Annotated in this window: 21 protein-coding genes; 4 read left to right on the top strand and 17 right to left on the bottom strand. The window is 42.9% G+C overall.

What is annotated here, in order from left to right; translation table 11 throughout:
• Window positions 1-2: 2 nt before the first annotated feature.
• Both T355_RS0103515 and T355_RS0103510 read left to right on the top strand, forming a co-directional pair.
• Complete coding sequence (locus tag T355_RS0103515) at window positions 3-953, top strand: TIGR01212 family radical SAM protein (RefSeq protein WP_027396543.1); 951 nt, start codon at window positions 3-5, stop codon at window positions 951-953.
• Between the two features lie 61 nt (window positions 954-1,014).
• Entirely contained in the window at window positions 1,015-1,794 is a 780-nt protein-coding gene (locus tag T355_RS0103510; protein ID WP_027396542.1) for an enoyl-CoA hydratase/isomerase family protein, read from the top strand.
• An 89-nt stretch (window positions 1,795-1,883) separates the two neighbouring features.
• On the opposite strand, the gene T355_RS13425 is transcribed toward T355_RS0103510, so the two are convergent.
• From T355_RS13425 to T355_RS0103495, 3 genes are all read right to left on the bottom strand, one after another.
• The gene (locus T355_RS13425; protein ID WP_231482974.1) at window positions 1,884-2,693 is read right to left on the bottom strand and encodes a 5'-methylthioadenosine/S-adenosylhomocysteine nucleosidase; all 810 of its coding nucleotides are present in this window, start codon (window positions 2,691-2,693) and stop codon (window positions 1,884-1,886) included.
• A gap of 356 nt (window positions 2,694-3,049) precedes the next feature.
• Entirely contained in the window at window positions 3,050-3,232 is a 183-nt protein-coding gene (locus T355_RS0103500; protein WP_027396541.1) for a (2Fe-2S)-binding protein, read from the bottom strand.
• A 99-nt stretch (window positions 3,233-3,331) separates the two neighbouring features.
• The gene (locus tag T355_RS0103495; RefSeq protein ID WP_027396540.1) at window positions 3,332-4,690 is read right to left on the bottom strand and encodes a sodium-dependent transporter; all 1,359 of its coding nucleotides are present in this window, start codon (window positions 4,688-4,690) and stop codon (window positions 3,332-3,334) included.
• A 184-nt stretch (window positions 4,691-4,874) separates the two neighbouring features.
• On the opposite strand from T355_RS0103495, the gene T355_RS0103490 reads away from it, so the two are divergent.
• Both T355_RS0103490 and T355_RS14635 read left to right on the top strand, forming a co-directional pair.
• Window positions 4,875-5,258 (top strand): hypothetical protein, encoded by a 384-nt coding sequence (locus T355_RS0103490; RefSeq protein WP_027396539.1) that lies wholly within the window; start codon window positions 4,875-4,877, stop codon window positions 5,256-5,258.
• Window positions 5,255-8,638, top strand: a complete 3,384-nt coding sequence (locus tag T355_RS14635; RefSeq protein WP_051555355.1) for an ATP-binding protein — start codon at window positions 5,255-5,257, stop codon at window positions 8,636-8,638. The genes T355_RS0103490 and T355_RS14635 overlap by 4 nt, the downstream gene beginning before the upstream one ends.
• Window positions 8,639-8,715: 77 nt before the next feature.
• Here T355_RS14635 and T355_RS0103480 read toward each other — a convergent pair whose 3' ends face one another.
• From T355_RS0103480 to T355_RS0103415, 14 genes are all read right to left on the bottom strand, one after another.
• Window positions 8,716-11,985 (bottom strand): ATP-binding protein, encoded by a 3,270-nt coding sequence (locus T355_RS0103480; RefSeq protein ID WP_027396538.1) that lies wholly within the window; start codon window positions 11,983-11,985, stop codon window positions 8,716-8,718.
• A 204-nt stretch (window positions 11,986-12,189) separates the two neighbouring features.
• A complete protein-coding gene (locus tag T355_RS13415) occupies window positions 12,190-13,140 on the bottom strand; it encodes a tyrosine-type recombinase/integrase (RefSeq protein WP_051555354.1) in 951 nt (316 codons plus the stop codon).
• A gap of 196 nt (window positions 13,141-13,336) precedes the next feature.
• On the bottom strand, window positions 13,337-14,035 hold the full coding sequence (locus T355_RS0103470) for a PrsW family intramembrane metalloprotease (RefSeq protein WP_027396537.1): 699 nt from the start codon (window positions 14,033-14,035) through the stop codon (window positions 13,337-13,339).
• A 6-nt stretch (window positions 14,036-14,041) separates the two neighbouring features.
• On the bottom strand, window positions 14,042-15,205 hold the full coding sequence (locus T355_RS13410) for a DNA recombination protein RmuC (RefSeq protein WP_037329765.1): 1,164 nt from the start codon (window positions 15,203-15,205) through the stop codon (window positions 14,042-14,044).
• 53 nt (window positions 15,206-15,258) lie between these two features.
• The gene (locus tag T355_RS0103460) at window positions 15,259-16,395 is read right to left on the bottom strand and encodes an acyltransferase (protein WP_027396536.1); all 1,137 of its coding nucleotides are present in this window, start codon (window positions 16,393-16,395) and stop codon (window positions 15,259-15,261) included.
• Between the two features lie 22 nt (window positions 16,396-16,417).
• Window positions 16,418-17,152 carry an SIMPL domain-containing protein gene (locus T355_RS0103455; RefSeq protein ID WP_051555353.1) on the bottom strand — a complete coding sequence of 245 codons (735 nt, stop codon included), beginning with the start codon at window positions 17,150-17,152 and terminating at the stop codon, window positions 16,418-16,420.
• Between the two features lie 167 nt (window positions 17,153-17,319).
• Entirely contained in the window at window positions 17,320-19,065 is a 1,746-nt protein-coding gene (locus T355_RS0103450) for a putative bifunctional diguanylate cyclase/phosphodiesterase (protein WP_027396534.1), read from the bottom strand.
• Between the two features lie 178 nt (window positions 19,066-19,243).
• Window positions 19,244-19,765: a signal peptidase I gene (gene lepB / locus T355_RS0103445; protein WP_027396533.1), complete on the bottom strand. Its 522-nt coding sequence runs from the start codon at window positions 19,763-19,765 to the stop codon at window positions 19,244-19,246.
• A gap of 79 nt (window positions 19,766-19,844) precedes the next feature.
• Window positions 19,845-20,186, bottom strand: coding sequence for a 50S ribosomal protein L19 (gene rplS / locus T355_RS0103440; protein WP_027396532.1), 342 nt, complete (start codon window positions 20,184-20,186; stop codon window positions 19,845-19,847).
• 133 nt (window positions 20,187-20,319) lie between these two features.
• Window positions 20,320-21,408, bottom strand: a complete 1,089-nt coding sequence (gene aroB / locus T355_RS0103435) for a 3-dehydroquinate synthase (protein WP_027396531.1) — start codon at window positions 21,406-21,408, stop codon at window positions 20,320-20,322.
• 36 nt (window positions 21,409-21,444) lie between these two features.
• Window positions 21,445-21,855 carry a response regulator gene (locus T355_RS0103430; RefSeq protein ID WP_027396530.1) on the bottom strand — a complete coding sequence of 137 codons (411 nt, stop codon included), beginning with the start codon at window positions 21,853-21,855 and terminating at the stop codon, window positions 21,445-21,447.
• A gap of 12 nt (window positions 21,856-21,867) precedes the next feature.
• Window positions 21,868-23,592: a PAS domain-containing sensor histidine kinase gene (locus T355_RS0103425; RefSeq protein ID WP_027396529.1), complete on the bottom strand. Its 1,725-nt coding sequence runs from the start codon at window positions 23,590-23,592 to the stop codon at window positions 21,868-21,870.
• 14 nt (window positions 23,593-23,606) lie between these two features.
• Window positions 23,607-24,899: a chemotaxis-specific protein-glutamate methyltransferase CheB gene (gene cheB / locus T355_RS14930; RefSeq protein ID WP_071997158.1), complete on the bottom strand. Its 1,293-nt coding sequence runs from the start codon at window positions 24,897-24,899 to the stop codon at window positions 23,607-23,609.
• Entirely contained in the window at window positions 24,896-25,723 is an 828-nt protein-coding gene (locus T355_RS0103415; RefSeq protein ID WP_027396527.1) for a CheR family methyltransferase, read from the bottom strand. The genes cheB and T355_RS0103415 overlap by 4 nt, the downstream gene beginning before the upstream one ends.
• Between the last annotated feature and the right edge of the window lie 14 nt (window positions 25,724-25,737).

The raw sequence follows: 25,737 nt of genomic DNA, 5'->3' as shown, positions 1-25,737 counted from the left end.
CTATGACTAACTCAGTATACAATACATTTTCCGAATACTTGATAAATCGCTATGGGGAGAAGACCTACAAGCTGCCTGTTGCACTTCCGGTCAGCTGCCCAAACAGGGATGGTTCTTGTGGAATAGATGGCTGTACATTTTGTGGGGAAATTGGTACTGGCTATGAGAATTTGCCGGCTGACATGACCGTAACAGAGCAGATTGTGGCCAACAAGGCCCATATCGTTCCCAAGTACAAGGCAACAAAATTTATTCCCTATCTTCAGAATTTCAGCAACACCTATATGCCCTTGGACAGATTTACAGCCTATCTTGAAGAAGCAGCCAGGGCTGAGGGGGTAGTGGCGGTATATATTGCCACCCGACCAGACTGTATTCGGGATGATTATTTGCAGTCCATGCAGGATATAGCCAAAAAATATCGTATAGATATTTGTGTGGAGTTGGGGCTTCAGACAGTGAATTACCATACTTTGGATAAAATTAATCGGGGGCATAGTCTGGCAGAATTTATTGACGCTATTTTAAGGGTAAAAAAATATGGGCTCCAAACCTGTGCCCATTTGATTTTAAATCTACCTTGGGATACGGACAGGGATGCCATTGAGGCGGCCCATATAATGTCTGCTCTCCAGCTGGATCAGGTGAAGCTCCATGCCCTTTATATTGTAAAGGGTACAGTCATGGCGGAGCAGTACGAAAAGGGGGAACTGGAGCTTATTGGCAGGGATGAATACCAAAAGCGGGTAATTCTATTTTTACGTCATTTATCCCCGAATATTGTTTTACAGCGTGTAATAGGCCGTGCTCCGGCAGAAAATACCCTATTCAGCAACTGGTCTACGGGCTGGTTCAAAATCCGTGACGGCATTATTCGGCAGATGGAGGAGCAGGGCTTTAAGCAGGGGGATTGCTGTGATTATCTCAACGGTGCGGCATTGAAGAAATTTTAAAGATTAGATATTTTTATTGGCAGATATATTTACTGTCAATACATTGATGGGAGGGGTATATGTGTCAGAGGACGTCGTAAAGTATGAAAAGAGTGATGGGGTAGCAATTTTAACCTTAAACCGCCCAAAAAGCCTGAACTCCATGAGCTTGGAGCTGATTAACGGGTGGCTGGCGAAGCTGCATTTTGCTGAGCATGACCCGGATGTGCGGGTGGTGGTAATAACAGGTGAAGGGCGAGGCTTCTGTGCTGGCGGTGATTTGCCTTCCCTTGATAATTTAAAGACCACTGAGGAGCGGCGTAATTTCGTGGCCCAGGCGGGAATGGTGGTTAAGCTCATCAGCAGTATGTCAAAGCCTGTTATAGCTATGGTTAATGGTGTAGCTGCAGGGGCTGGGTTCAATATTGCTATTGCCTGTGATTTGTGTTATGCGGCTCAGGGGGTAAAATTTATTCAGAGCTTTGCCAATATAGGACTGGCTCCGGATTGTGGCGGTTATTATTTTCTGGCTAAAACTGTGGGAATGGCAAAGGCAAAGGAATTAATGTTTACGGCCCGTCCATTGTTGGCTGATGAAGCCCATTCTCTGGGATTGGTCAATGATGTATTTTCTCCGGAGGAATTACGTGAAAAAACCATGGCTGTAGCCAAGCAGATTGCAGGGGCAGCCCCATTGGCCCTGGCCATGATGAAAAAGGAAATAAACAACTACGGGGCTTCACTGGATGAAACCCTGACCTACGAAGCCATGGCTATGGCCATGCTGCTGGGCACAGAGGATTTCCAGGAGGGTATAAAGGCCTTCTCAGAAAAACGTGCCCCGGTGTTTAAGGGGAAATAAAGGGAATATCAGCTCTTAAAAAATGGATGCCGACCATTAGTGTGGTCGGCTTTGTTTTAAGTAAAAAGGTAATTATTCTAATAAGTTGGTTATTCTACCATAAATTTCAAGTATTTCTCATAATATGCCTTTGCTACTGAAAGGGAAAACTCCTGACAGGTGTGTCCAGCCTCAGGATTGAATTTTTCATCGTGGAGCTCTGTATTTGACAAAACCCGAAGTCCTATAAATGGTACACCATAGCTTCGGCAAATCTGAGCTACGGCATGGGTTTCCATGTCCTCACACAATGAGCCGTATTCCTTATTAAGAAAAAGTATTCTTTCCTTTTGGCGGTTCCAGTTATTGGATGTGGAAATAGTGCCCACGGCAGTGTTGCCTTTATGATAGTCTTTGGACATATCCTTCGCCACCATCAACAAATTGGCATCGGCTGAAATTCTATAACCATCGGTTAAATAATAATCGTCCTTAACGGCATAAAAGCGTATATGCCGCCAGTCGGCACCATCTTTTTCGATTTTACTGATCCAGGCACTTGCATCAAAGGAATCAGCTCCAATCACCAGATCAAAGGTATGCATGGATGGGGCGTGGCCTCCACCGGTTCCTTGGTTAATAACTGCAGCAGGATTAAAATGCTCAATACCTACAGCAGTTGCAGCGGCAGCATAGCTAACACCTGCATGGGTAACGGCGACTATCAGGGGGACCCCTTGATAGTCACCACTGATAAATCGCCAAGAACCAATCTTCTCCTCTTTTGGATTTCTAAGGGAAGAAATCATTTTATCGGTTTCGCAGGCCATGGCCCCTTGGAGCATAACAGAGGCGGAAGCCTTCACTGTAGTTGGAAACATAAACCATAATAGCAAAACAACACAGAAAAATATTTCCACATTCAAACTATCCACCTCCATGACAAATCTTAACGCACATATACCTTCTATAAAAAAATATAACGAGCTTTAAGATGTCCACTTCCTCTCCCTGCTCGTTGAAACGCTAATTGGAAGATTTTTCTTCTAAAGAAGAAAAATTTGAACAATGGCGTTATAAAATCCTTTTTTCGGTTTCTCTCAAGGCAATAACGAGCTTCAAAAGGAATTTAAGTATAATGTGTTAACCAAAGGTGCATAAGCAGAGCGATGAACTTAAAACTGAAATTAATGAATTTAATTAAACAAAATATTCTCAAATTGATACAACCATGAAAATAATTGTAACAAAAGACAGACCCAAGGAACTAAATAGCCTATGATTTGGCACTTAGCTCTTTAATCAGATGCTGGATAAATTCCTTGCATTTGCCGCAGGAGGTGCCAAACCGCAGCTTCTCCTGAAGGTCCTTATAGCTTGTGCAGCCGTCCTTTATAGCATCCTCAATCATGCCATAGGTCACATTTTTACAATGACAGGCTTCCTTGTTTCTGTTCATGGGGGTACACCTCGCTTATAATAATTTAAAAAAGAATACTTTAAAAAAAGAAAGACCTCGAAATCTTCATAGTAAAAGGTTTCGAGGTTTTCATTTTATTTACTGTATTAATCCCTGTACGATAATAACAAAGAGCATAATTGGCAGAATCCACTGGAAATAGCCCTTTACCCAGGTAGGGAACTTCATGCCGTCACCGGTGTTCACCTCTTCAAAGAAGTTCTTGAAGCCCCAGCCGTATTTGGTAACGCAGAATAGCAGGAAGATAAGGGAACCGATTGGCAGAATCAGATTACTTACCAGGAAGTCCTCAGTATCCAGCACACCACGATTGCCAATAATGGTAAGGTTCTCCCATACGTTAAAGCCCAAAGCACATGGGATACTCAAAAGGCCCACCATGAAGCCGTTGATAATAGCGGCCTTCTTTCGGCCCCATTTGAAGGTATCCATGCAGAAGGAAATAATATTTTCGCAAACTGCCAGTACAGTGGAGAAGCTGGCAAAGGTCATAAAGAGAAAGAACAGGGCTCCCCAGATAAGACCGCCGGTCATATCCATAAATACGTTAGGCAGGGTAACAAACAACAGGGAAGGCCCAGCATCTGGTCTAAGACCGTACGCAAAGCAGGCAGGGAAGATAATCATACCAGCCATAATAGCCACGATAGTATCTAAAGCTGCAATTCGAACGGATTCACCAGGCAGGGAATGGTGCTTGTCAATGTAGCTGCCGAAGATTTCCATAGAACCCATACCAACACTAAGGGTAAAGAAGGCCTGATTCATGGCAGCAGAGATAACGGTCCACCAACCATGCTGATGAATACCGTCAAGACTTGGCAAGAGCAGGAAGGAAAGACCCTCCATACCGCCAGGCAGCACCAAGCTGTGAAGTCCAAGAACGATAATAAGAATCAGCAGAGCCCCCATCATAATCTTGGTTACCTTTTCAAGACCGCCTTGAATACCGGCACTTAAGATAATAAAGCAGAGGGCAACCTCAAGGAGCATCCAAAAAACAAGCTCCACAGGATCCGCCAGCATATTGCCAAATACGTTGCCAATCTGTTCAGTGCTCATACCCGGTGTAAATTCACCGCGGATGAACTTAAAGAAGTAGTCCAGCATCCAGCCGGAAACTACAGTATAAAACATCATCAGGATATAGTTACCCACGATACTGGTAAGACCGTGAATATGCCATTTGGTGCCCTCAGGCTCCAGCTTCTTAAAGCCAAGGTATGCAGACTTCTGACTTGCACGTCCTACTGACAGCTCCATAGCCAGTACAGGCACACCCATGATTAATAAGAATAATAAGTAGATAAGTACAAACAATCCGCCGCCGTACTCACCACAGATGTATGGAAAACGCCATACATTACCAATGCCGATAGCGCATCCAGCACTTACCAGCAGGAATCCCAGTCTGGACTGGAAGGATTCTCTCTCCATTAGTCAAAGACCCCCTACAAAAATTCAATCATACTTGAATATTTTAACATATAGGTATACAAGTTTACAAATACAATTTTTGCAGGAAAAAAGGGCCCTCGTGTCGAAACTATACCACATTAAGGAAGATAGGAAAAGAATAGTAGAGAAAGGCAACCCGTACACACAGAATTGAGGGATTATTATGGTTGCTAAATCAAAGATTGTAAAGACCAAGAATGTTAAAAAGGTTTCATTAAAGGAGCTTTTGTCCGAGGACACCATGGGTAAGCAGGAGCTGGTGGCAAAGATGCTTTCCAGTCTTTTCGTGCACAACAAGGTGGATGCCGAATTTCAGCAAGTCTTTCGCGCTAGTCTAAAGGATGTTATACGTTCTGTAGCGGAGGACTGTTTTTCTATGGGCTATAACAGTGGCTACGATGAGGGGCTGAAGGATGGCAATGTCATTGGACGCAAGGAATTTAAGGCAGAAGAGGAAAAGGCCATGGCAGAATTCCAAAACAAACTGGAGGAGGAACTGGTTAAGGAAATCCTCATGAACGTAAAGCCAGAGGGATTGCTGCAATGATAAAGGTGATAGAAATGATGAAACACCTTCTTTTAATATGTGTTTTTTTGCTGTTGAGTGTTTTCACCGGTTGTAGTCCTCAGCCAGTAGAAGTTTCTCCAGCAGATATGGACAGTAGCGCACCTTTAACGGGCAAGGTAGTAAAGGTGGGTTACTTTAATGATGGCAATTTTATGAGTGGAGCCTCCCAGGGTGCAGTAAAATCCGGCTATGGTTATGAATATCTTCAGGCGGTGTCAAATTATACGGGATGGCGCTATGAGTATGTTTATGGTAGCTGGTCGGAGTTATATAAGAAGCTCCTTTCCGGTGAGATAGACCTTATGACTGACGTTTCCTATACTCCGGAACGGGCCGGGCTAATTAATTATCCTAAAGATGGCATGGGCCGTGAAATCTATTATATTGCCGTAAAAACGGACAATAATCAGATAGATGGTACGAATTTAAGCACTTTTAATGGGAAGAAAATTGGTGTAGAGGAAAGATCCATTCAGATAAAGTACCTGGAAGATTGGATAAGAGATAACAATCTTGACTGCGAAATTGTCCCTATGGGCAGTGGAACGGATAATAAAATCAAGGCTCTGATGGAGGGAAAGATTGACGCACTTGTCAGAACCCATTTCCGGGGGAAGGTAAATGGAATATCCAATATTGTGATGTTGGGGGATTCCGATTATTATCTTGCCACTTCCAAAAAACGCACGGACCTTTTGGATGAGCTAAATCTTGTTCAGCCTAAAATTATGGCATCTCATCCTTATTTTTGGAATGATATGGAATATAAGTATTTCAAGGATGCCATGGTGGACCCAAGACTTTCCCCTGATGACAGGGAATGGCTGAATAACAAGAAGTACCTTCGTATTGGTTATTTTAACAATCATTTGCCGTTGTGTGATAAAGGTGCCAACGGTGAAACTCCGGATGGTGTTATTACTGCTGTAATGAATGCCATTTGCAAGAATATTGAAGTGGATCCTTCTATTATTACCTATGTACCTTTTGATGACAGCGATAGTCTTAAAAACGCTTTGATTTGGGGAGATGTGGATGCTGCCTTTGGCTTCTACAAGGATTTGTGGTGGGCAGAAAAGGTGGGGCTATCCCAGACTAACGATATTTTTACCGTTGGTCTCAGAATGATTATAAGGGATGACTTTGACGTTAATAATGCCAAGAGGATTGCCATTGCCAAGAATAAGCCAACTCCGACCTCCCTTATGTTGGCGGGAATTTTTAATGGAAATTACGAATATGTATATTATAATTCCGTATCCGACTGTTATGAGGCGGTAAAACAGGGAAAAGTGGATGCGACCATATCCAATGAATATGTGGCCCGAAAATTCCTTCAGAAGAATAAGGTGTATAGCGGTCTGAAAGAGGTGGATACCTTTTCTGATGCAGGGGTGTGCTTGTCTGTAAATCGCAACAATACTCACATGCTATCTATTTTCGAGAGGGGTATTGTCAACCTTGATCAGCGCGAGATAGAAAAAGAGCTTTCAGCCAATGTTTTCTCCAGTGTTCGTTCCAATGTGCATGATTTATTGCAGGATTATTGGTGGATTTTGGTTATTCTGGGCGTTGTATTCCTGCTGATTCTGATTAATATGTACATTTTGAACCGTAGTCGTAAGCGTATTTCCAAGGTAAATCAGGTTCTGAGAGTTCAGACGGATCAGCTAAAGGTAGCCAATGACGAGCTGATGATGGCAAATGAGCATCAGGCGTATGCCAATGAGGAGCTGCTGGCCAGAAATGATGAGGTAAAGGAGCTGTTGGATAAGCAGCGTAAGGCTATTTCTATTATTGAACACAATCATGAGGCCTTGAAATCCGCTAACTGGATTATTGATTTTGATCCGGTTGGCAATGTGGATAATGTCAATTGGAGTGACGGTTTGCGTCATATTTTAGGATATAAGGATGTTAATGATTTTCCTGATGCACTGGAGGCTGTGGTTAGTCTCATTCATCCGGAAGATCGTCTGGAGGGTGGCAAGTATTTATGGGAAGTTTTGCATGGCTATGACAATGACGTTAATATTGTTGACCATGAAATAAGAATAAAGACAAAGGACAGGGATTATGTGTGGTTCCGGGCCTATGCCCGTCTGTCCAGACGAAGTGATGGCACGCCTCTGAGATTGTATGGCGTATTGCAGGATATTACGGAATACAAGGATATGATATCCCAGAAGGATGAGGCACTTTTAAAGGCCCAGCAGGCAAATCAGGCCAAGAGTATATTCCTTAATAATATGTCACACGATATTCGTACTCCAATGAATGGTATCATGGGGTATACAGCTCTGGCTGAGGAAAATATAAGTAATGAGGCTGAGGTAAAGACATATCTGGAGAAAATTAAGCTGGTAAGCAAGCATCTCCTTAGTCTTATAAATGACGTTTTGGATATGAGTCGGATTGAAAGTGGACGTATTGAGCTGGAGCCGCAGCCTACTAATTTGATTTCTCTTGTTGATGAGCTTAAATCCATTCTCCAGTCCGATGTGGAAGCGAAAAAGCTGCAATTTCAGGTGGATACCAATGGAATTATGGACGATACTGTACTTTGTGACCGCCTGCGTCTGAAGCAGGTTCTCCTTAATCTTCTCAGTAATGCGGTGAAATTCACTCCGGTAGGTGGTCTGGTTTCCATTAAGCTGTTTCAGAAGCCTGCCAGTGATGCTAATCGCTCAATCTTTGAGTTCCATGTGGAGGATACAGGCATCGGCATTGACAAGGACTTTATTGACAGACTCTTTGTTCCATTTGAAAGGGCCCGTAATAGTACAGTAAGCGGTATTCAGGGAACTGGCTTGGGCATGTCCATTACCAAGAGTATTGTGGATATTATGGGAGGTACCATTACCGTTGATAGTGAGCCTAATAAAGGAACTAAATTTATAGTTTCTGTAGAGTTTAAGACTATTATGCATCAGGATGTGGATGTCACTGTCAGGACCAAGGATAATTATGACTTTACAGGCAAGTCGGTGCTCCTGGTAGAGGATAATATGATAAATCAGGAAATTGCCACCGCTCTGCTGGAGGGAGTCAACTTTAAGGTGGATGTAGCAGGCAATGGCTCCGAGGCATTGGAAAAGATAAAGCAAGCTAAGGATGGCCAATATGATGTTATCCTTATGGATATTCAGATGCCAGTAATGGATGGCTATGAGGCTACTGAGGCAATAAGGGCACTTGACAATGATTACTGCAAGAAAGTACCTATTATAGCTATGACGGCAAATGTATTTGCAGAGGATAAGCTGAAGGCTATGAACGCAGGTATGAATGGTCATGTATCCAAGCCTATTGATACTCGTGAATTGTTTACCACCTTAAAATCCATTCTTGCTGATTAAGCAGACTTAAGCTTACCAACAGAAAAGGCATATACCCAGTTTGATGAAGGGTATATGCCTTTATTTTGCTTAGAACTCTACTCAATTATGTCGGTTATGTCCACGACGTATACAAAGCAGACGACTTCTTCGCCGTTATAGGCTCTGCAACCAATGGAATCCAGATGACGGGTTTCACCGTCCCGACGGGTAATGCTGAATTTGAAGGAACCAATATAGGAGGAGCTGGCGTTCATGTCCTCAACCTTGCTGGCTACATCTTCCCGTTCCTTAACGATAACGATATTCTTAATGGACCCATCGGAGAAGGCTGCGAAGTGATCAAAGGTGTCACAGCCAAGAATATCCAAGACTTTTTCGTCAGCGTATAGGGTTTCAGCCTTTTTGCTTGGTCGGAAGATATAGTAGCCGCATTCCAGCCCCATGCGTTTATATTTTTCCTTAAAGCTGTCCATTATGTTGCTGCGGATGTAATAATCCTTATGTTCCATTACCATTTCAATGGTGCCAAAGAGCTTATGAATATCGAAAGGCTTTGGAATATGGGCATTCATTCCAGCCAAAAGGGCAGCGCGTTTGTCCTCGTCAAAGGCGTTGGCCGTCATGGCAATAATAGGTATGCCGGAGTGGGCAGGCTCCTGCATACCGCGAATGGTGATGGTGGCCTTGTAGCCGTCCATTTGTGGCATTTGCACATCCATCAGGACCAAATTATAATACCCGGGATCAGAATTAGCCAGCATATTTACAGCTTCGACACCATTTTTTGCATGTTCAACCTTAAAGCCCTGTGCCTCCAAAACTGTTTGGGCAATCTCGGCATTCAGTTCGTTATCCTCAGCCAGAAGGATTCGCATACCATGGAACTTTGAGGTATCAATCTCCTTTTTATCATCATCCAAGCTGTGGTGCAGATGTTCCGGCGCAATTTTGTTTGGCATGAGGAGCGTAAAGCTGGTTCCCTTTCCAGGCTCACTTTCTACGGTAATACTGCCTCCCAATAGATCCACTAATTTTTTTACAATATGCATACCCAGCCCGGTACCGATAATACCACTTTGGGTGGTATTTTTTTCTCGGGTAAAGGCATCAAATATGGTATCCAAGAAATCCTTTGGCATGCCAATACCAGTATCGGCAATAACAACCCTAAAGATGCTTGTGTCAGGACTATCTGAAGATTCCTCGGAAACATGGAAGGATACACTGCCGCCGGAAGGGGTATATTTTAGGGCGTTGCTTATGAGATTTAACAATATTTCTCTGATTTTGGTGGCATCAGCCATAATATGGTTATGTTCCACATTAAGTGAGTAGGTGAAATTCAGCCCCTTTTCCTTCATCTGTGCCTCAAAAACAGCATAAACCTCCGGCACTATTTTTTCCAGATTAATGCAGGATTCTTCTACTGTCGCCTTGCCACTTTCAATACGGGCCATTTCCAGTACGTTATTTATTAAGGAAAGCAGGAATTTATTAGAGGACTGGATTTTTTCAATATAACTAAGGGCAAGCTCCTTATTATCGATATTTTTTTCCAGCAGGGTGGTAAAACCGATAATGGCGTTCATAGGTGTTCTTATGTCATGGGACATGTTGAAAAGGAAGGAGGTTTTTGCTTTATCGGCTTTTCTCACATCTATCAGTGATTGGGTCAGCTTTCCCTGATATTCCTTCAAGGCAGTATTTTGCTCATCAATAAGCTGATTCTTTGCCTTAAGGCGACGGTTTGTAATGGTCATAAAGAGAACAACAAGTATTACCGACATTACCAGCACCAGACCAAGAATACAAGTCGCCAGATTTGTAGAAATGAATTTATTAATAGAAAATGGAGCTATTGGCTGGTGAGCCCCTATCATGGCATCAATTTCACCATTATTTACTAGTCCACGTCCCTTATCAATCATGGAAATTAAAGGAACATTATCCTTGGTGGTGGCAAAGCAAAGGGGAACAGTTACCATCATTGGTGTGTATTCCAGGTCAGGATAGGCCTGGGAATAGATGGCCAGGGTGGAGCCTAAGCCAATGGCACCTGTGGCCTTACCATTATGAACTGCCTCCATACATTCAGAGAGGTTATTGCAAGGTACATAATTGTTAATATTATTATTGTTAAAGGTATAGTTTTTTACATTTAATTTTTTTAGATAGGCAAGATTTTCAAAAGCATCATTGTAGGACGTGCCAGCCTTTCTAACCAGACCAAGCTGTACATCATATATATCCGTTGAAATAATAACATTGTCACGAGCGGCCCGGTCATAATCAAAGAAATACTGTATAAGGTCTATTTCATCATTGCGTAACGCTTCCAGCATATCCTCCCGGCTGTCGAACATGGAAAATTCCAATTGTACGTCATCGATATATAGAACCTTAAATATGCGGTTCATAGTATCAATAGAAGCACCTTTTAATTCATTGGTTTTAGGATCGCGGTAAATGAATGGAGGGTCATTAGCTAGGCAACCAACATGAATAACCGGATGTTGGGCAAGCCATTGCATCTCCGAAGTGGACAGACTCTTTCTGATGGAAGCATAGGCAAAGTGCCGTTTACTGATGTCAGTAATAAAATAAGGATTGATGGACATCATCAGGCGGTGGGCATCATTAAGCTCCTTCAAAATATCAGGGCGGGCTTTATTTACTACAAGGTAAAAGTTGTCTTCTCCTATACTGCCAAAGGCGATAAAATGCGGTTTATTGTATCTGTTGGCAATAAGATTCAGGTCCACTTCTCCGGACCATAGAGCAGCCCGGCGGGCAGCACTGTTAGGGTATTCTACAATTTCAGCATCCACATTATTTTTGGCCAGCCATTCCTTTAAAAGACCAATTTGCTTTGTACCCTTGGAGACGCCTATTTTCTTGTGCTGGAGTGTATCAAGATTGCCAGAAACAATCTCTTTGTTATGGTCCAGAAAATAGAGATAATAATTTTCTACTCCCATTGCTTCATTAGGGAATGCCACATACTTGGCCCGTTCTTCAGTATAGCTTACATCGTAGGCCAAATCTGCCTCGCCATCTCTTACTGCGTTGATACAGGCTGTAAAGCCAGGATAGATTTTATATTCCAGATCCCAGCCAGAATATCGGGCAATGGTTTCAATATATTCGTAGGCATAGCCGTTCTTTCTGTCATTGCCGTCATTTAAGATGAAAAGCTCATCAGCATCGTAGGCCGCAACCCTAACGGTCTTACGCTGGTTATTATCTTCTCCCTGGTTGGCATAAGCAGGCATTATCCAATAGGAAAGTAGCTGCACAGCCACCAAAAGAAGGCTTGTTATAATGAGAAATGATTTTCTTATATATTTGAAATTATAGAATTTCATATATAACCACTCCCTGTGAAAAACAGAAAGATAATTCTCGTCAAACAAATAATTTATAGGCAAATAATTCCTTCTTGTGATTATTCGACCTTGATATATGTTTTTCCTGCATTGTGGAGTAGGCTATTATTTTGATTTTTACTTCCGATAACTAAAATTTATCGGAAGTAAATTTTCGCAATATATTTTGGGGATATATGGGGTTCATTTGCTTCGTTTTGGGGCTATAATATTTGTTGCCCGTTTGCTAAGTACCGGGTTATCTTCCATATATTTCATGGCTGATATTATGTTTTGCTGTCTGAGGGTTTGCTGCACTAGCTTAATATCATTAGTGGCCTTAAAAAGATTAGTTCCGCAGCTGTTTCTTAAAAGATTTGCTGATGATCCGGAAACCTTTAATCCGGCTTTATCAAGGGCATTGTTTATAATAAGCCGCATGCCGTTTCTGGAAAGCCTGCCGGCAAAATTATTCTTGGAGTTGGAAATAATTAAGGGTGCCAGCTTGCCTATCAGTTCATCAACTATAGACGCAGGAATACTGTTAATGTAATCCATCAGTACATTAATAGTTTCCTGGCAGGGATAAATCTGCTGCGTCTGGGTCACATCACTAACATCAGATGAGCTAATTTCGATTGTATAATTTTCCCAATTGATGTCCTGCATGTTAAGCCTGAATATATCAACAGGGCGCAGTCCCTCTACGCTGAAAAGATATAATATTAATGTGTTGCGATTTCGTACAAAGTCATCCGGTTCATCATTATAGGCATTACATACCACCTGCAGCTGGTTCATATCCAGATAGTAACGCAGGGTTGGCGGATTTCCACCCTGGGTTTGTATGCTGCTGCATGGATTATCAAATATGAGGTGTTGATAAATGGCAGCCCTATAAAAAGCCTTTAGGGCTGAGATCTTTATATGAATGGTCAAAGGCTTGTAGCCATTGTCCAGCAATTCCTGATAATAAATCCTAATTTGCTGCTCCGTCATCTTCAAGGGCTGACGGTTATTTTTATGGCACCATTTTAAAAAAATGCGTATATGCTTCATATAGGATTCCAGGGTATCCGGACTGGGATTTCCTTTGGCAATGCATGGGATGATATATTGCTCAATGTTTTGGATGAATTCTGCTTCAGTTATCATGGTGAGATCTCCTAGTGTGTATGTAAAGTATTAATGGTTATGTATTTCGAGTAGGTAGTTATACTTTAACTGTAGGTAATTATAATTACCTACAGTTAAAGTATAACATCCCAGCCCATATATACACAATACTGTTTTTTTATATAAAAAAAGCAGGTAACTGCACTATACAACAGTTACCTGCCCTTTATATATATTAATAATAAATTCGATGGTCTTCCCTGGACATCTTTCTAACCTTGAAAAAAGCATGGGCATACAGGGCCAAAATAAAGATAAAGAACACCACTACCATCATATCATCCTCAGTAAGCAGGCAGAAATCGTAGAAACCATGCAACACTGTTGGAATAAACAGGGCCAGCTTCAGGCTCCTGTCCTTTACCTTCCTATCCATGCGATGAAGATATTCCTTGGCCTGCCCATAGTAAATACCCATGAATATGGCAAATACTCCGTGCCCCGGAATGGATGTAAAAGCACGTCCAACGGCAGTTTCAATGCCCCCATCCAGCACATACATAATATTTTCCAAAATAGCAAAGCCCATGCTGACACATACAGCATATAAAATAGCATCAAACCGATAGTTAAACTTTGGATGGGTCCATGTCAATTTTTTCAGTACAAATAGCTTGCAGCCCTCCTCCATAAGGGCCACCCCCAGCAGAGCTTCGAAAAAGGCATACTCTACAGTACCGGAATAAAGAAACTGGTCTAATATACCTCCTGCAATAAACTCCAATAATACAGCAGGAAAACAGCAAATAGCACCAAAGCCAACGAGCTTCATTAGAAGCTCCGGTGGTTCCTTCTCTATCTTATCCAAAGTATAAATATAGTACAAGAATGCCAATCCAGGCACTATGGCCAGATTTACCAATATATCGTACATATAGTATTAATCCTCCTGCTCCGGCAATGCTTCCACATCACGGAATTTTCGCATAAGCACATTAGTACGGGTATTAACAAGAGCCTCAAATTTATTGCTAACCTGTCCAAACTGCTTGTAAATAGCCTCCATGGCCTCATTATATTTTATCAGCTCGCTCTTGACCTCTCCAAGTGTTTTCCAGACCTCGTTGGAACGCTTCTGAATTGCCAAGGTTCTAAAGCCCATCTGCAGGCTGTTCAGCAGGGCCGCCATAGTGCTAGGACCAGCAATATTAACCTTGTATTTATGCTGAAGTCCCTCCACCATACCGCTGTCCACTGCATGAGCATACAGTCCCTCTGTTGGCAGGAACATAATGGCAAAGCTAGTAGTATAAGGTGGCTTCAGATATTTTGTTGCGATATCCTTGGCCTCACTGTCCAAACGCTTTTCCAGCTCCCGCTGTGCCTGTTCAATAAGCGCCTTATCGCCGGCGGCTTGCGCATCCAGCAAATGGTTGTAGGAATCCATGGGAAACTTTGCATCAATTGGAAGATATATCGTATCCCCATCCATGCCCGGCATCTTAATAGCAAATTCTACACGTTTCCCACTTTCAGGTACCGTCTCCACATTTTCATCAAACTGATCAGCTGTTAAAATATCCACCAGAATATTTTTCAGCTGGTATTCTCCCAGCACGCCACGGGTTTTCACTCCACTGAGAACCTGCTTCAGACTACCTACATCATTGGCCAGAGCCTGCATTTCCCCCAGCCCCTTATATACCTGCTCCAGCTGGGAACTTACAGCCTTAAAGGAAGCCGTAATGCGCTTTTCCAAAGCGGTCTGTAGCTGCTCATCCACTGCCCCTTTTATTTCCTTTAGATTTTTATCCAGCTCTCCCCGCAAATCAGCAATGCCTTTTTCCGTTTCATGACGAACCGATACCAGCCCCTGATTCACACTATCCTTTATTTCCTTCAGGCTTTGGCTGTTGGCATTGTCCATCTGCATAATATTACGGCAAATGTCATCCTTGGTCATCTGCTGGCCATCTCCAAGAGCCTTCTGCATATTCCACAATACCTGTTCAGCCCTGGAATTATCAGGCTTTTTCATAATTAATACTGCCAGCATGGCAATAATAATAACCAAAAGCACTATTATAATATATGAATTCTCCATAAATTTCTACCTCAAAATCTCCACATAAAAGGCTCCCCGCAGGGAGCCATGTGTCACAGTGTTTTCTTTGGATATACCCCAATAGTTCCCTTATTAATAAATGGTAAAATATCACCAAGTCGGCGCATAACAACAGCAACCACCAAGGTCACCAGAACCACTTCAAAATACATGATTATGGCAGGCACCGCGTTAATCTTCAGATCAATTTTCTCATAAAATAGTGAAATATAGGTTATAGCCACAGGATGGGCCAAATACATAAAATAGGAATGCTTGCCCAAAAGGGAAAGCACCGGCTTTAATTTATCCGGCAATCTCCAGATGGTGAAAATCGTAAAGAAAAACAGGCAGGCTCCCAACGTATAAATTATTCCCGTTGGGCAAAGCTGATGGGCTGTATTTACTCCCTCCAGCGGTGTATAGCCCTTGCTGTGCAACAAATAATAATAGTAGCTTAAATGAGCCGCCAATGATAGCCAGAAAAAGGCCACAATAGAGCTGCGGTACTTAACCATAAAGCCCATGAATTTATCCATATTTACTGCCAGATACCCTCCCAAAAGGAAGATAAATACATAGTGAATCACCCAATAATTCAAATGGTACATGGCAAATGGCCTGAGATAAGGATTATCAACAGCCCAGGCATTCCACATAAAGCACAGATAATAGTTAACGGCTATCTGGAATACCAGCAGTAAAGCCAGCTTCGAGATATTCAACCGCTTAACTGCCCACACCCAAAGAGGCATCAGCAAATAGAACCAGATTAGTAGAACCATGAAATACAGCTGATAATTGGCAAGGCCAAAAAACAAATCATACAGTATTGTAATTGGCTTTAGCGGGCTGTAATCCTTCCACAAAACACAGTAATGAAGGATATAAAACAGGGACCATACCACATAAGGTACAACCACAGCCTTGTAGCGGCGCTTTAAGAAGTCCTTATATACAAAAGGCTTGGTCATGTCCATGTTATAAAACAGCCCAAAGGCAGAAATAAAGAAGAAAATAGGTACGCTGAATCTGGTAAATATCTCCAGCAATGCCACCAAATGGGCATTGCCCGGTGCTTCCGGTGTCAGGTGCTGTCCCAAATAAGCTGAGCCAATATGGATACCGATAACTCCCAGCATGGAGATACCCCGAATAAATTCTATGGCCTCTAAACGTGGCTTTTTCATCAAAAAACTCCCAAATTATTATTTATTCTACAATATAATCTACATGAACAGTGGCGCTGACATCTATGGTACCTGCCTCCAAAGGAGCAACCATTGCACTGACGGCCACCATATCCATAGCATTTTTTCCCAGTCTGGTATTATCTCTAGAGGTAACAGAACCGACATTTTCCGTTACTAGCTTAATACCGGTAATACGCACCCCAAGGGCTCCAGCCAGAATATCAGCCTTGTTTCTGGCATCCCTTACAGCCTCCTTTAAGGCTGCCCGGCGCAGGGACTCAGGCTCCTTCACATCAAAGCTGAGGCTGTCAATGCGATTGGCACCATTATTTAACGCTGCTTCAATAACATTGCCTGCCTTAACCACCTCATCTACCCGTACTGCTATATAGTTAGTGGCGGTACAGCCTACCATCTCAGCAGGTTTTCCCTCAGGATAATTATATATTGGAGTTAAGTCAAAAAAGGCTGTCTTAATATCACTTTCCTTTACCCCCAACTCTTTTATAGCTGTCAACACAGAGGACATTTTATTGCCATTTTCCATTTGAGCTGCCTTGGCATCCCTGGCTGTGGTTTCAATACCTATACGGATATCTACCACATCTGGGCTGGTGACAACCTTTCCTTGGCCACTTACGGAAATAACAGAAGGCTCTGCATACTGTCCAACCGGAGCAGCACTGGCTACAGCTGCAATACCCAGACACAGCATAAAACACAGCATCAATGTGTAAAATTTCTTGCTCAGCATAAAAATACCTCCTCTGAAAAATCCTTTTAACACGTCAAACATTATACCATATATGGAAATTATCTTCATTAAATGTGTATAAGAAAACCCTATGCCGGGTTGCTATTTAATAACCAGCAGCATAGGGCTCAATATGTCTAAAAATTCCAAAATTAACCAATGTACTGTTAAATATTGGAGCAGTAACCGTTATCCAGTATGTACTTTACAAAATCCTCTTCTTTTATAGGTTCTGAAAAATAATATCCCTGAATCATGTCAGCACCATATTTTCTGAGAACATCCAGCTGTTCCTTTGACTCAACACCCTCAACCACAGTATTTAACTCCAGACTGTTGGCAAGGTTGATACAGCCGTGAAGAATACTGCTGCGCTTCCTATCACTGATTTCATTCATAAAGGACTTATCCAGCTTAATAATATCAAGTGGTAAATCCCCTAAAATATTAAGGGAAGAATATCCGGAGCCAAAATCGTCCAGCTCAATCTTGAAGCCATACTTCTGGCACTCCTGCAGGGTATGCTGCATCTCCGTAAGGCTTGACTCAAAAATGTTTTCCGTAACCTCCAGATGAAGCAAGGAACGGTCCACTCTGTATTTATTAGTTATACTTAATATTTTCTTGACAAAATCCGGCTGGCGGAAATTCAAGCGGGAAAAATTCACTGATATTGGGAATGGCTTTATTCCTAATGTTTCCCAACGCTTGATGCACTTGCAGGTTCCCTCCCACACATACATATCCACTTCCACAATAAAGCCACTGTTCTCCATAATTGGAATAAATTCGGATGGATACAGGCTCCCAAGCTCTGAATGATTCCATCGAAGAAGGGTTTCTGCCCCTACCAGCTCCCCTGTAAAGGCATTATGCTTAGGCTGGAAAACAAGATAAAATTCTCCCGTACGGAGAGACTCACGCATATCATTTTCCATGCGGCGATAACGCTCCAGCTCCTCCAGCATCTTATCCTCATAGAAGGCGTAAAGTTTACCATACTTGTGCTTAATAGGCTGCAGTGCCATAATAGCACGGTCACAGGCAATGGCAGTTGAAATGGAGCTGTCAATATTTTCATAAATGCCCAATCGGAAAACAAGATCCTTTATGGAAATTACTTCCTTGGCAGACTGATGAACATAGCGAATAAATTCGTCAGTGAGAATCCCGGTATGCTCCATAAGGGTTACAAACTGATCTCCTCCATAGCGCCCCAAAAGGAAGTCGCTTCCTGTACTGCACTGCAACCACTCACTAATCTCAGTAATAATCTTATCACCGGTCTCATAACCAAAATGCTCATTAACCAGCTTAAAATCCACCACGTCAGACACTACAATATCGTATTTTTTCTCAGGGTTGGCCGCCATAATCTGGTCAGCCTTTTCACAAAAAGCGCGACGATTCAAAAGACCTGTAAGACAATCAATTTGGGAATCATCACCATTCATCCTTTCCTCTATTGCCTCCAGAGTATTGCTCTGACCAATGGAAGAATTGGCTACAAAAGAACGCACTGTAACAAACCCTGAAAAACGATCATCCGCATCAGGGAAGAATTCCATAATAGCTGGCTGATAATTTCCCTCCCTGCCAATCAGGCGAAGGTAAACAATCTGCACCGAGCCATTTTCACATCTTTTACAAAGCTTTTTTAAATTAGAAGGATTGGCAAAATCCACGAATCGTTGACGAACGCTTTCGTGACACATTCCACTGTTTACGAAATCATTAAACCATTCACTTAATGTTGCTTTTTTTAGGTCAATTGTCGTATATTCACGCTCAAAATCATCAAGCTTTATAATATGAAAACTATCTTTTCGCAAATTAACATGTACGACCTTATTATAACAGCTCCCCAGAATTCTCTTTACAAAGAGTTGACGCATCTCCTGTGCATCATGCATACCCTTTTCCCTCCACAGATATGTACACATGTATATTAGTCTTTTATCGACAACGATATTTTATCAAAAATCATTGTTAATTAACACAATAAAATCTAGTCTTATAGTCCTAAATTCAAGTTTAATAAAAAATACACCAGGGAAAGCCTGGTGTATCAATCCCGTATAAAATTCCCCATTAAGGCAGTGTTTTCCAAGCAGATAACGGCCAGAATACCAGCATTGCCTTCCCCTTCAACAGCTCGTATGGCACGAAGCCCACATCTGGGAAGCGACTATCCTCGGAATTGTTACGATTATCTCCCATAACAAAGACATGTCCCTCTGGGATAGTAGTCTTAGGATAATCCATACGGCTCTTAGCCAGAATGTAATCCTCATTCTGCAGCTCACCGTTTACATAAACATTGTGATCCTTAATCTCAATGGTATCGCCAGGAACAGCAATAACACGCTTGATAAAGTCACGGCTTTTATCTCTAGGATATTGGAATATAAGTATCTCACCACGCTCAGGAGCACGCATCTTGTAAATGAATTTATTTACTACAAGGCGCTGCTGATGCTCCAGGGTTGGCATCATTGACGGACCATCCACAAGATACAATTCCACCACAAATGTACGAATAAACATAGCCAATGCCACGGCAACAGCTATGGAAATAACCCAATCTCTAATTTCAGTACCCAACTGACCCATGATAAATCACCTCTTATTAGTTCTCTACTGGGAGAAGAAAAAAAGGGACTGAAAAAACAGTCCCTTTTTAATTCTTGCATTAGCGCTTCTCGCGGATACGAGCAGCCTTACCAGTGAGGTTACGGAGATAGTACAGCTTAGCGCGACGAACAACACCGCGACGCTTAACTTCGATCTTATCGAGTCTTGGGGAGTGTACTGGGAATGTACGCTCTACACCAACACCGCTAGCGATACGACGAACGGTGAAAGTCTCACGAACGCCAGAACCGGAACGTGCAATAACAACGCCCTCGAATACCTGGATACGCTCACGGGAACCCTCGACAACCTTTACATGGCAACGTACAGTGTCACCCTGCTGGAATGCTGGGATGTCATTTCTGAGCTGTTCTTTCTCTAATTCCTGAATAATGTTCATTGTATATCCTCCTCTATTCAAGTGTTCTTGGCAAGTGTTGAATTCTAATATAGCCTTGTCCAGAGGACCACTCAGATACCCGAATATAATATCATGTTATTTTTCAAAAAGCAAGGAAAAAATAACACTTTTTTTATGCCAAACAATACTTCATGGCATTTTTCACATCTTCCTCAGAAACCTCTTTGGAAATTCTGACTTTGCCGATTTCCCCATCCATCAAAACCCATTTAACTTGACCGTTAACTGTTTTCTTGTCATGGAAAATGGCTTCATACAATGTATCTATATCACAGCCCTGGGCTTTAACCGGAAGCTGCATTATTCTAATTAAATTTTCTACTTCAGCAAAGGATTCCTCATCTATAAGTCCCATGGATCTGCTAATGTGAGCCGCACAAACCATGCCAATAGCCACTGCCTCCCCATGATTATACCGGGTGTAGCCAGTATTCTTCTCAATGGCATGGGCCATGGTGTGGCCGAAATTTAAAATAGCCCGCAGACCAGATTCCTTTTCATCCTCGCTTACCACCGCTGCCTTAATTTCACAGGAACGGGCAATCATATAAGCTGTCTCCTCATCCTTTAAATTGAGGATATCATTGGTATTTTCTTTGAGGAATTTAAAAAATCCCCTATCATATATAATTCCATATTTGATGATTTCTCCAAGGCCGGTATAAATCTCCCGCTTTGGAAGAGTCCTGAGCCAGTCAAGGTCCATAAATACCGCCTTTGGCTGATAAAAGGCACCAATGAGGTTCTTGCCCAACGGGTGATTGACGGCGACCTTGCCCCCTACGCTGGAATCCACCTGTGCCAAAAGACTGGTAGGAACCTGTACAAATGGTACCCCCCGCATATATGATGCTGCTGCAAAGCCTGCCAAATCACCTACCACACCGCCACCCAGGGCAAATATAGGAGATTTTCTGTCAAGGCCCAGCTCTATACAACGGGTCATAATTGCCTCAAATTGCTTTAATGATTTGGAGCTTTCCCCAGCAGGGATCTCATATATATCGGCTTCCAGACCGCCTTCAGCCAGCATATCCTTCAATCTCCTGCCATAAATTGGACCTACATTGGTATCGGTAATAATTAGCCCCTGACGGGAAAAGCTACTTTTTTTGCAAAACTCCACAATCTCTAAATGTAAATCATTACCTATATAAATATCGTAGCTATTTTCTCCTAATTCAACGGTCACAATACGCATAAACTTACAAACTCCCAACATAAAACTTGCTCAGACTTACTCACTTTTTTCATCTGTAATAAGTCCCAGATTTCTCATGGCTTCCTCCACCTTTTCTGTATCTACAGGCTTGGAAGCATACGCATCACAGCCAAGGCGGAAGGCTTCATCCACATAGCCGATATCAGCTAGGGCTGTCATCATAATAATCTTAATTTTCTTGTTAGAAGCCTTTTCATTCTGATTCTCCAGCTGACGAATTACCTTCAGAACCTTAAGACCATCTACCTTCGGCATCATAATATCCAGGCAAAGAAGATCAAATGGCTTGCCCTCCTTGATAGCATCCATGTAAATGTCAATGGCATCCATACCATCCACGGCAACCTCAACCTCACCATAGGTGACCATGAATTTCTGTAAAAAAGAACGACTGATTCTGTCATCTTCCGCAATTAATATCCTCATATATATACCCCCCTAGTCATTCAATTTATCTTCACAGTATTTAAGAAGCTCGCTGATATCATCTTCATCATCATTGCCAAGCCCCGGCAGTAAAGCTTCTTCTTCATCTTCCTTACTGTCCTTGGTTGTTGATGGTGAATAAGGATTCATAAACACTGTTTGATCTTTTAACTCCATATCAGCCTTTTTAGCCAATACCAGCGGAATCAGCACCGTAAACCGGCTTCCGTTGTTTTGTTTTGAGCTGACACCAATTTCGCCTCCCATACTGGAAACAAGCTCCTTTACTATCATCAGCCCCAGACCAGTACCGCCAAACCGGCGTGTAGTGGAACCATCCACCTGGCTGAAAGGCTTGAACAGCTTAGCCTGTTCCTCCATGGTCATGCCGATACCCGTATCCTCAACATAAAATTCCAAATATGGCTGTTGCCCTCTGTCATAAACATAAGCCCCCAGTGTAATACCGCCTTCCATGGTAAACTTCAAGGCATTGGTAAGCAAATTATGGAGTATCTGCCGTATACGGAGAGGATCTCCCCGAACAAATCTCGGCAAGCCATCAACATTTGGTCGGGTAAAGGTAAGCCCCTTATTTTCTGCTGTCTGCCCATGGAGATTACATACCCTGTCAAGAAGCTCGTGCAAATCCAAATCAATATTTTCCAGACGCATCTTGCCATTTTCCAATTTGGCATAATCCAGAATATCGTTGATAATCCTCAAAAGATCCTCGGAACATTGCTTGGCGGCAGTAAGATTCTCCCGCTGCTCATCAGTGAGAGATGTCTTTAGGGTAAGATCAATCATACCGGACATACCATTTATCGGAGTTCGGATTTCATGGCTCATATTGGCCAGGAATTGAGTTTTGGTAGTGCTGGCCACCTCCGCATGTCGGCGGGCCTCCTGAAGCTCGTGCTCCTTCTGCTTCCGCTTGGAAATGTTCAGCATTGTAAGCACTATCTGCTTTTGTTTTCCGTTCCATAGCTGGGTAATAAACATCTGAAGCCATACTGGCTCCTTAACCCCCTGAATCTGAACAGCCACCACAAAATCCACCGTAAAAGTGTCATCCAAAATGGCTGACTCAATATTATTACGAACAACACAAAACTTGCAGTTGTCCGATTTGCCGCAGCCACCCTCAATGCTGTTGATACAATGAATGGCATCCCCAAACTGCTTTCCCATTATATCTATATAATCTTCATTTAGGGTTTCCAGGGCAGGGTCATTGATGTCCATTATTTCTCCCCGGACATTAAGGGTAATGATACCTATTTTTGCTGCCTCGAATACAGACCGCATATAATAGTGGTCCGTTTCCACCTTGCGCTCCAGAGTACGGATTCTGGTAACATCTCGTATAATGGCCGTACAGCCCTTTACAGCACCATTGCTGTCCAAAATCGGTGAACATGTGGCAGACAAGTACACTGCACCATCTGAACGGGTAAAGCCGATATTTTTGGAAAGGCCCATGGTCTTTTTAGAGCGCATGGCCCTAATAACAGGGCTTATAATTTTTTCCCTTGTGTCGACATTTTCCAGTCTCATAACATCGCTGACACTGACAGGCTCATCGCTGTTATAGCTGTATTCAAAAAGCTCCTCTGCGGCCTTGTTCATAAATATGATCATACCCTTTACATCAGTCATAATCACACTGTCACCAAGACCACCAAGCAAATTTTGGAGAGAGCCATAATCGATTACCATATCTGATTTTTCCATAATGGTCTCCCCCCTTACTTATAATTAGCTACAGCTGTTATCATCATGGCCATGCCGTTTAATGGCACCTGCTGCATAACAGCACCCTTTTCAAAGGCAACCCTTGGCATTCCGTAAACCACACTGCTGGCCTCGTCCTGCCCCAGTGTCACACAGCCTGCCTCACGCATTTTAACCATATATTCGGCACCATCCTCACCCATACCGGTGAGAATAACTCCCATGGCCCTATCACCAACATTTTCGGCCACGGACTTGAACAGAACATTAACTGCAGGGCAATGTCCACCATATTTTGGCCCCGGATTGACATCCAAAGACATCAAGCCCCCCACATTTTTTACCCGCATCTGCTTGTTGCCAGGGGCAACATAAGCGGAATTAGGCTCCAGTCTGTCCCCATCCTCTGCTTCCTTTACATGAATAACACACTCTTTATCCAGTCGGTCAGAAAAGAGCTTGGAAAACATCGGTGGGATGTGCTGTACAATGACTATAGGCGGAAGCGGTGGCTTTAAATCTCTTAATATCTTGGACAATGCCTCAGTTCCACCAGTAGAAGCGCCTATGGCAATAAGCTCCACCTTCCTTGGGGGCACAGGTGTCTTCAGTGAGCTAAGTGGCACCGATTGAGGCTCCGGCTTGTCACTTTTCATTTGCTGGGCAATTGCCTTCATGGCGTTCATATTGGATACAACCCTACTAAGGTGCTGTGAAACCTGTTCGTGACTGCCATAGCTTTTGAATGCAGACACTTGCTGAGAACCAGACTGCGCCGTTGAAGGCGAAGCAGCAGTAAATTGCTGCGCTGGCTGTGGCTTTGGTGGAGGCGGAGCAGCAACAGTAGTTGGCTGAACTGATTGTCTTGGTGGCTCCGGTGATGTAGAAGCAACCTCCTGGCTTTCCGCGATTAGCTTATCCCCATGGGCTTTGGCCCGACAAACCTCCTCAGCCACCTTTTTCATAAAATCACCGCTACCCAGGGTCATGGAAGGCTTTTCGATAAAGGAAAAGGCTCCCGCCTCCAGAGCAAGGTTCTTATAAGCCGGCCTTGAGCTCAACACCACCGTAGGCAGTGCGTACTGCACAATAAGACGCCGCAGAAATTCAATGCCGTTCATCTTTGGCATTTCCACATCAAGTATCATAACATCCGGGTCAAATGACAAAATCTTGTCCCTTGCCTCAAATGGATTTTCAGCTTTTTCCACCTCAATGGTGCCTGAAATATTTGATGCCAGGCCCCTTGCCAGTGCTTCCCTAAAAAACAGGGAATCATCCACAATCAGAATTTTTAAGTCACTCATGTGAACGCTCCCTTCTTTCTATAAATGGATGGCATAACATAATCAAAATCACTTTTATGTCTGTCAATAACTTCGGAATGACCAATAAAGAGATAACCCCCTGGTTCCAAAAATTCAGCGAATTTCCTTACCAGATTATCCCTTGTCGGAGTATCAAAATATATCATAACATTTCTGCAAAAAATTACATGAAAAGGCCTTTTAAAAGGAAAAACAGGCGTCATAAGATTAAACCGACGAAACAGTACCTTTTGGCGCAGCGTGTCCACCACCTGATATTTGCCATCAATAGTGCGGTGGAAGTAACTGTTCTGCCATAAAGCGGGCAGTGTCTTCACAGATTCGGCAGAATAAACACCATTTTTGCCGATTTCCAGCACGTCCTTTGATAAATCAGTAGCCAACAAGGTAGTCTCCCAGCCCGGCATGGAGCCGAAATAGTCCTCCAGCATCATAGCCAGAGTATAAGCCTCCTCTCCTGTGGAAGAAGCGGCACACCAAGTCCTCACATCCCCATCACGAATAGACTTCTCCAGATATGGCAGGACCTCCTTCTCGTAGAAAGAGAAATGGTCTGCCTCCCGCATGAAGAATGTATGATGGGTGGTGATAGCCTCTGCCAGCATGGCCAGCCCCTTGCCGGTTTTATCCTCCCTTATATACTTCAGAAAGGCCTCATCACTGGCCAGCTCCGGTCTGCCCATGTTATCATTTTTCAGTTTAAATAATCGGCTCTCCAAAAGGGCCTTTTTCTCCGGTGGCAGCTGAATACCAAAATTCTGTGTCACCAAAGCCGCAAACTGCTGAAACAAGGACTGGTTCATATCGTGGTCTTCTC

Origin of the sequence: Anaerovibrio lipolyticus LB2005 (assembly GCF_000621545.1) — a bacterium.
Taxonomy (GTDB): Bacteria; Bacillota; Negativicutes; order Selenomonadales; family Selenomonadaceae; genus Anaerovibrio; species Anaerovibrio lipolyticus_A.
This window is presented reverse-complemented; position numbering and strand designations above follow the sequence as displayed.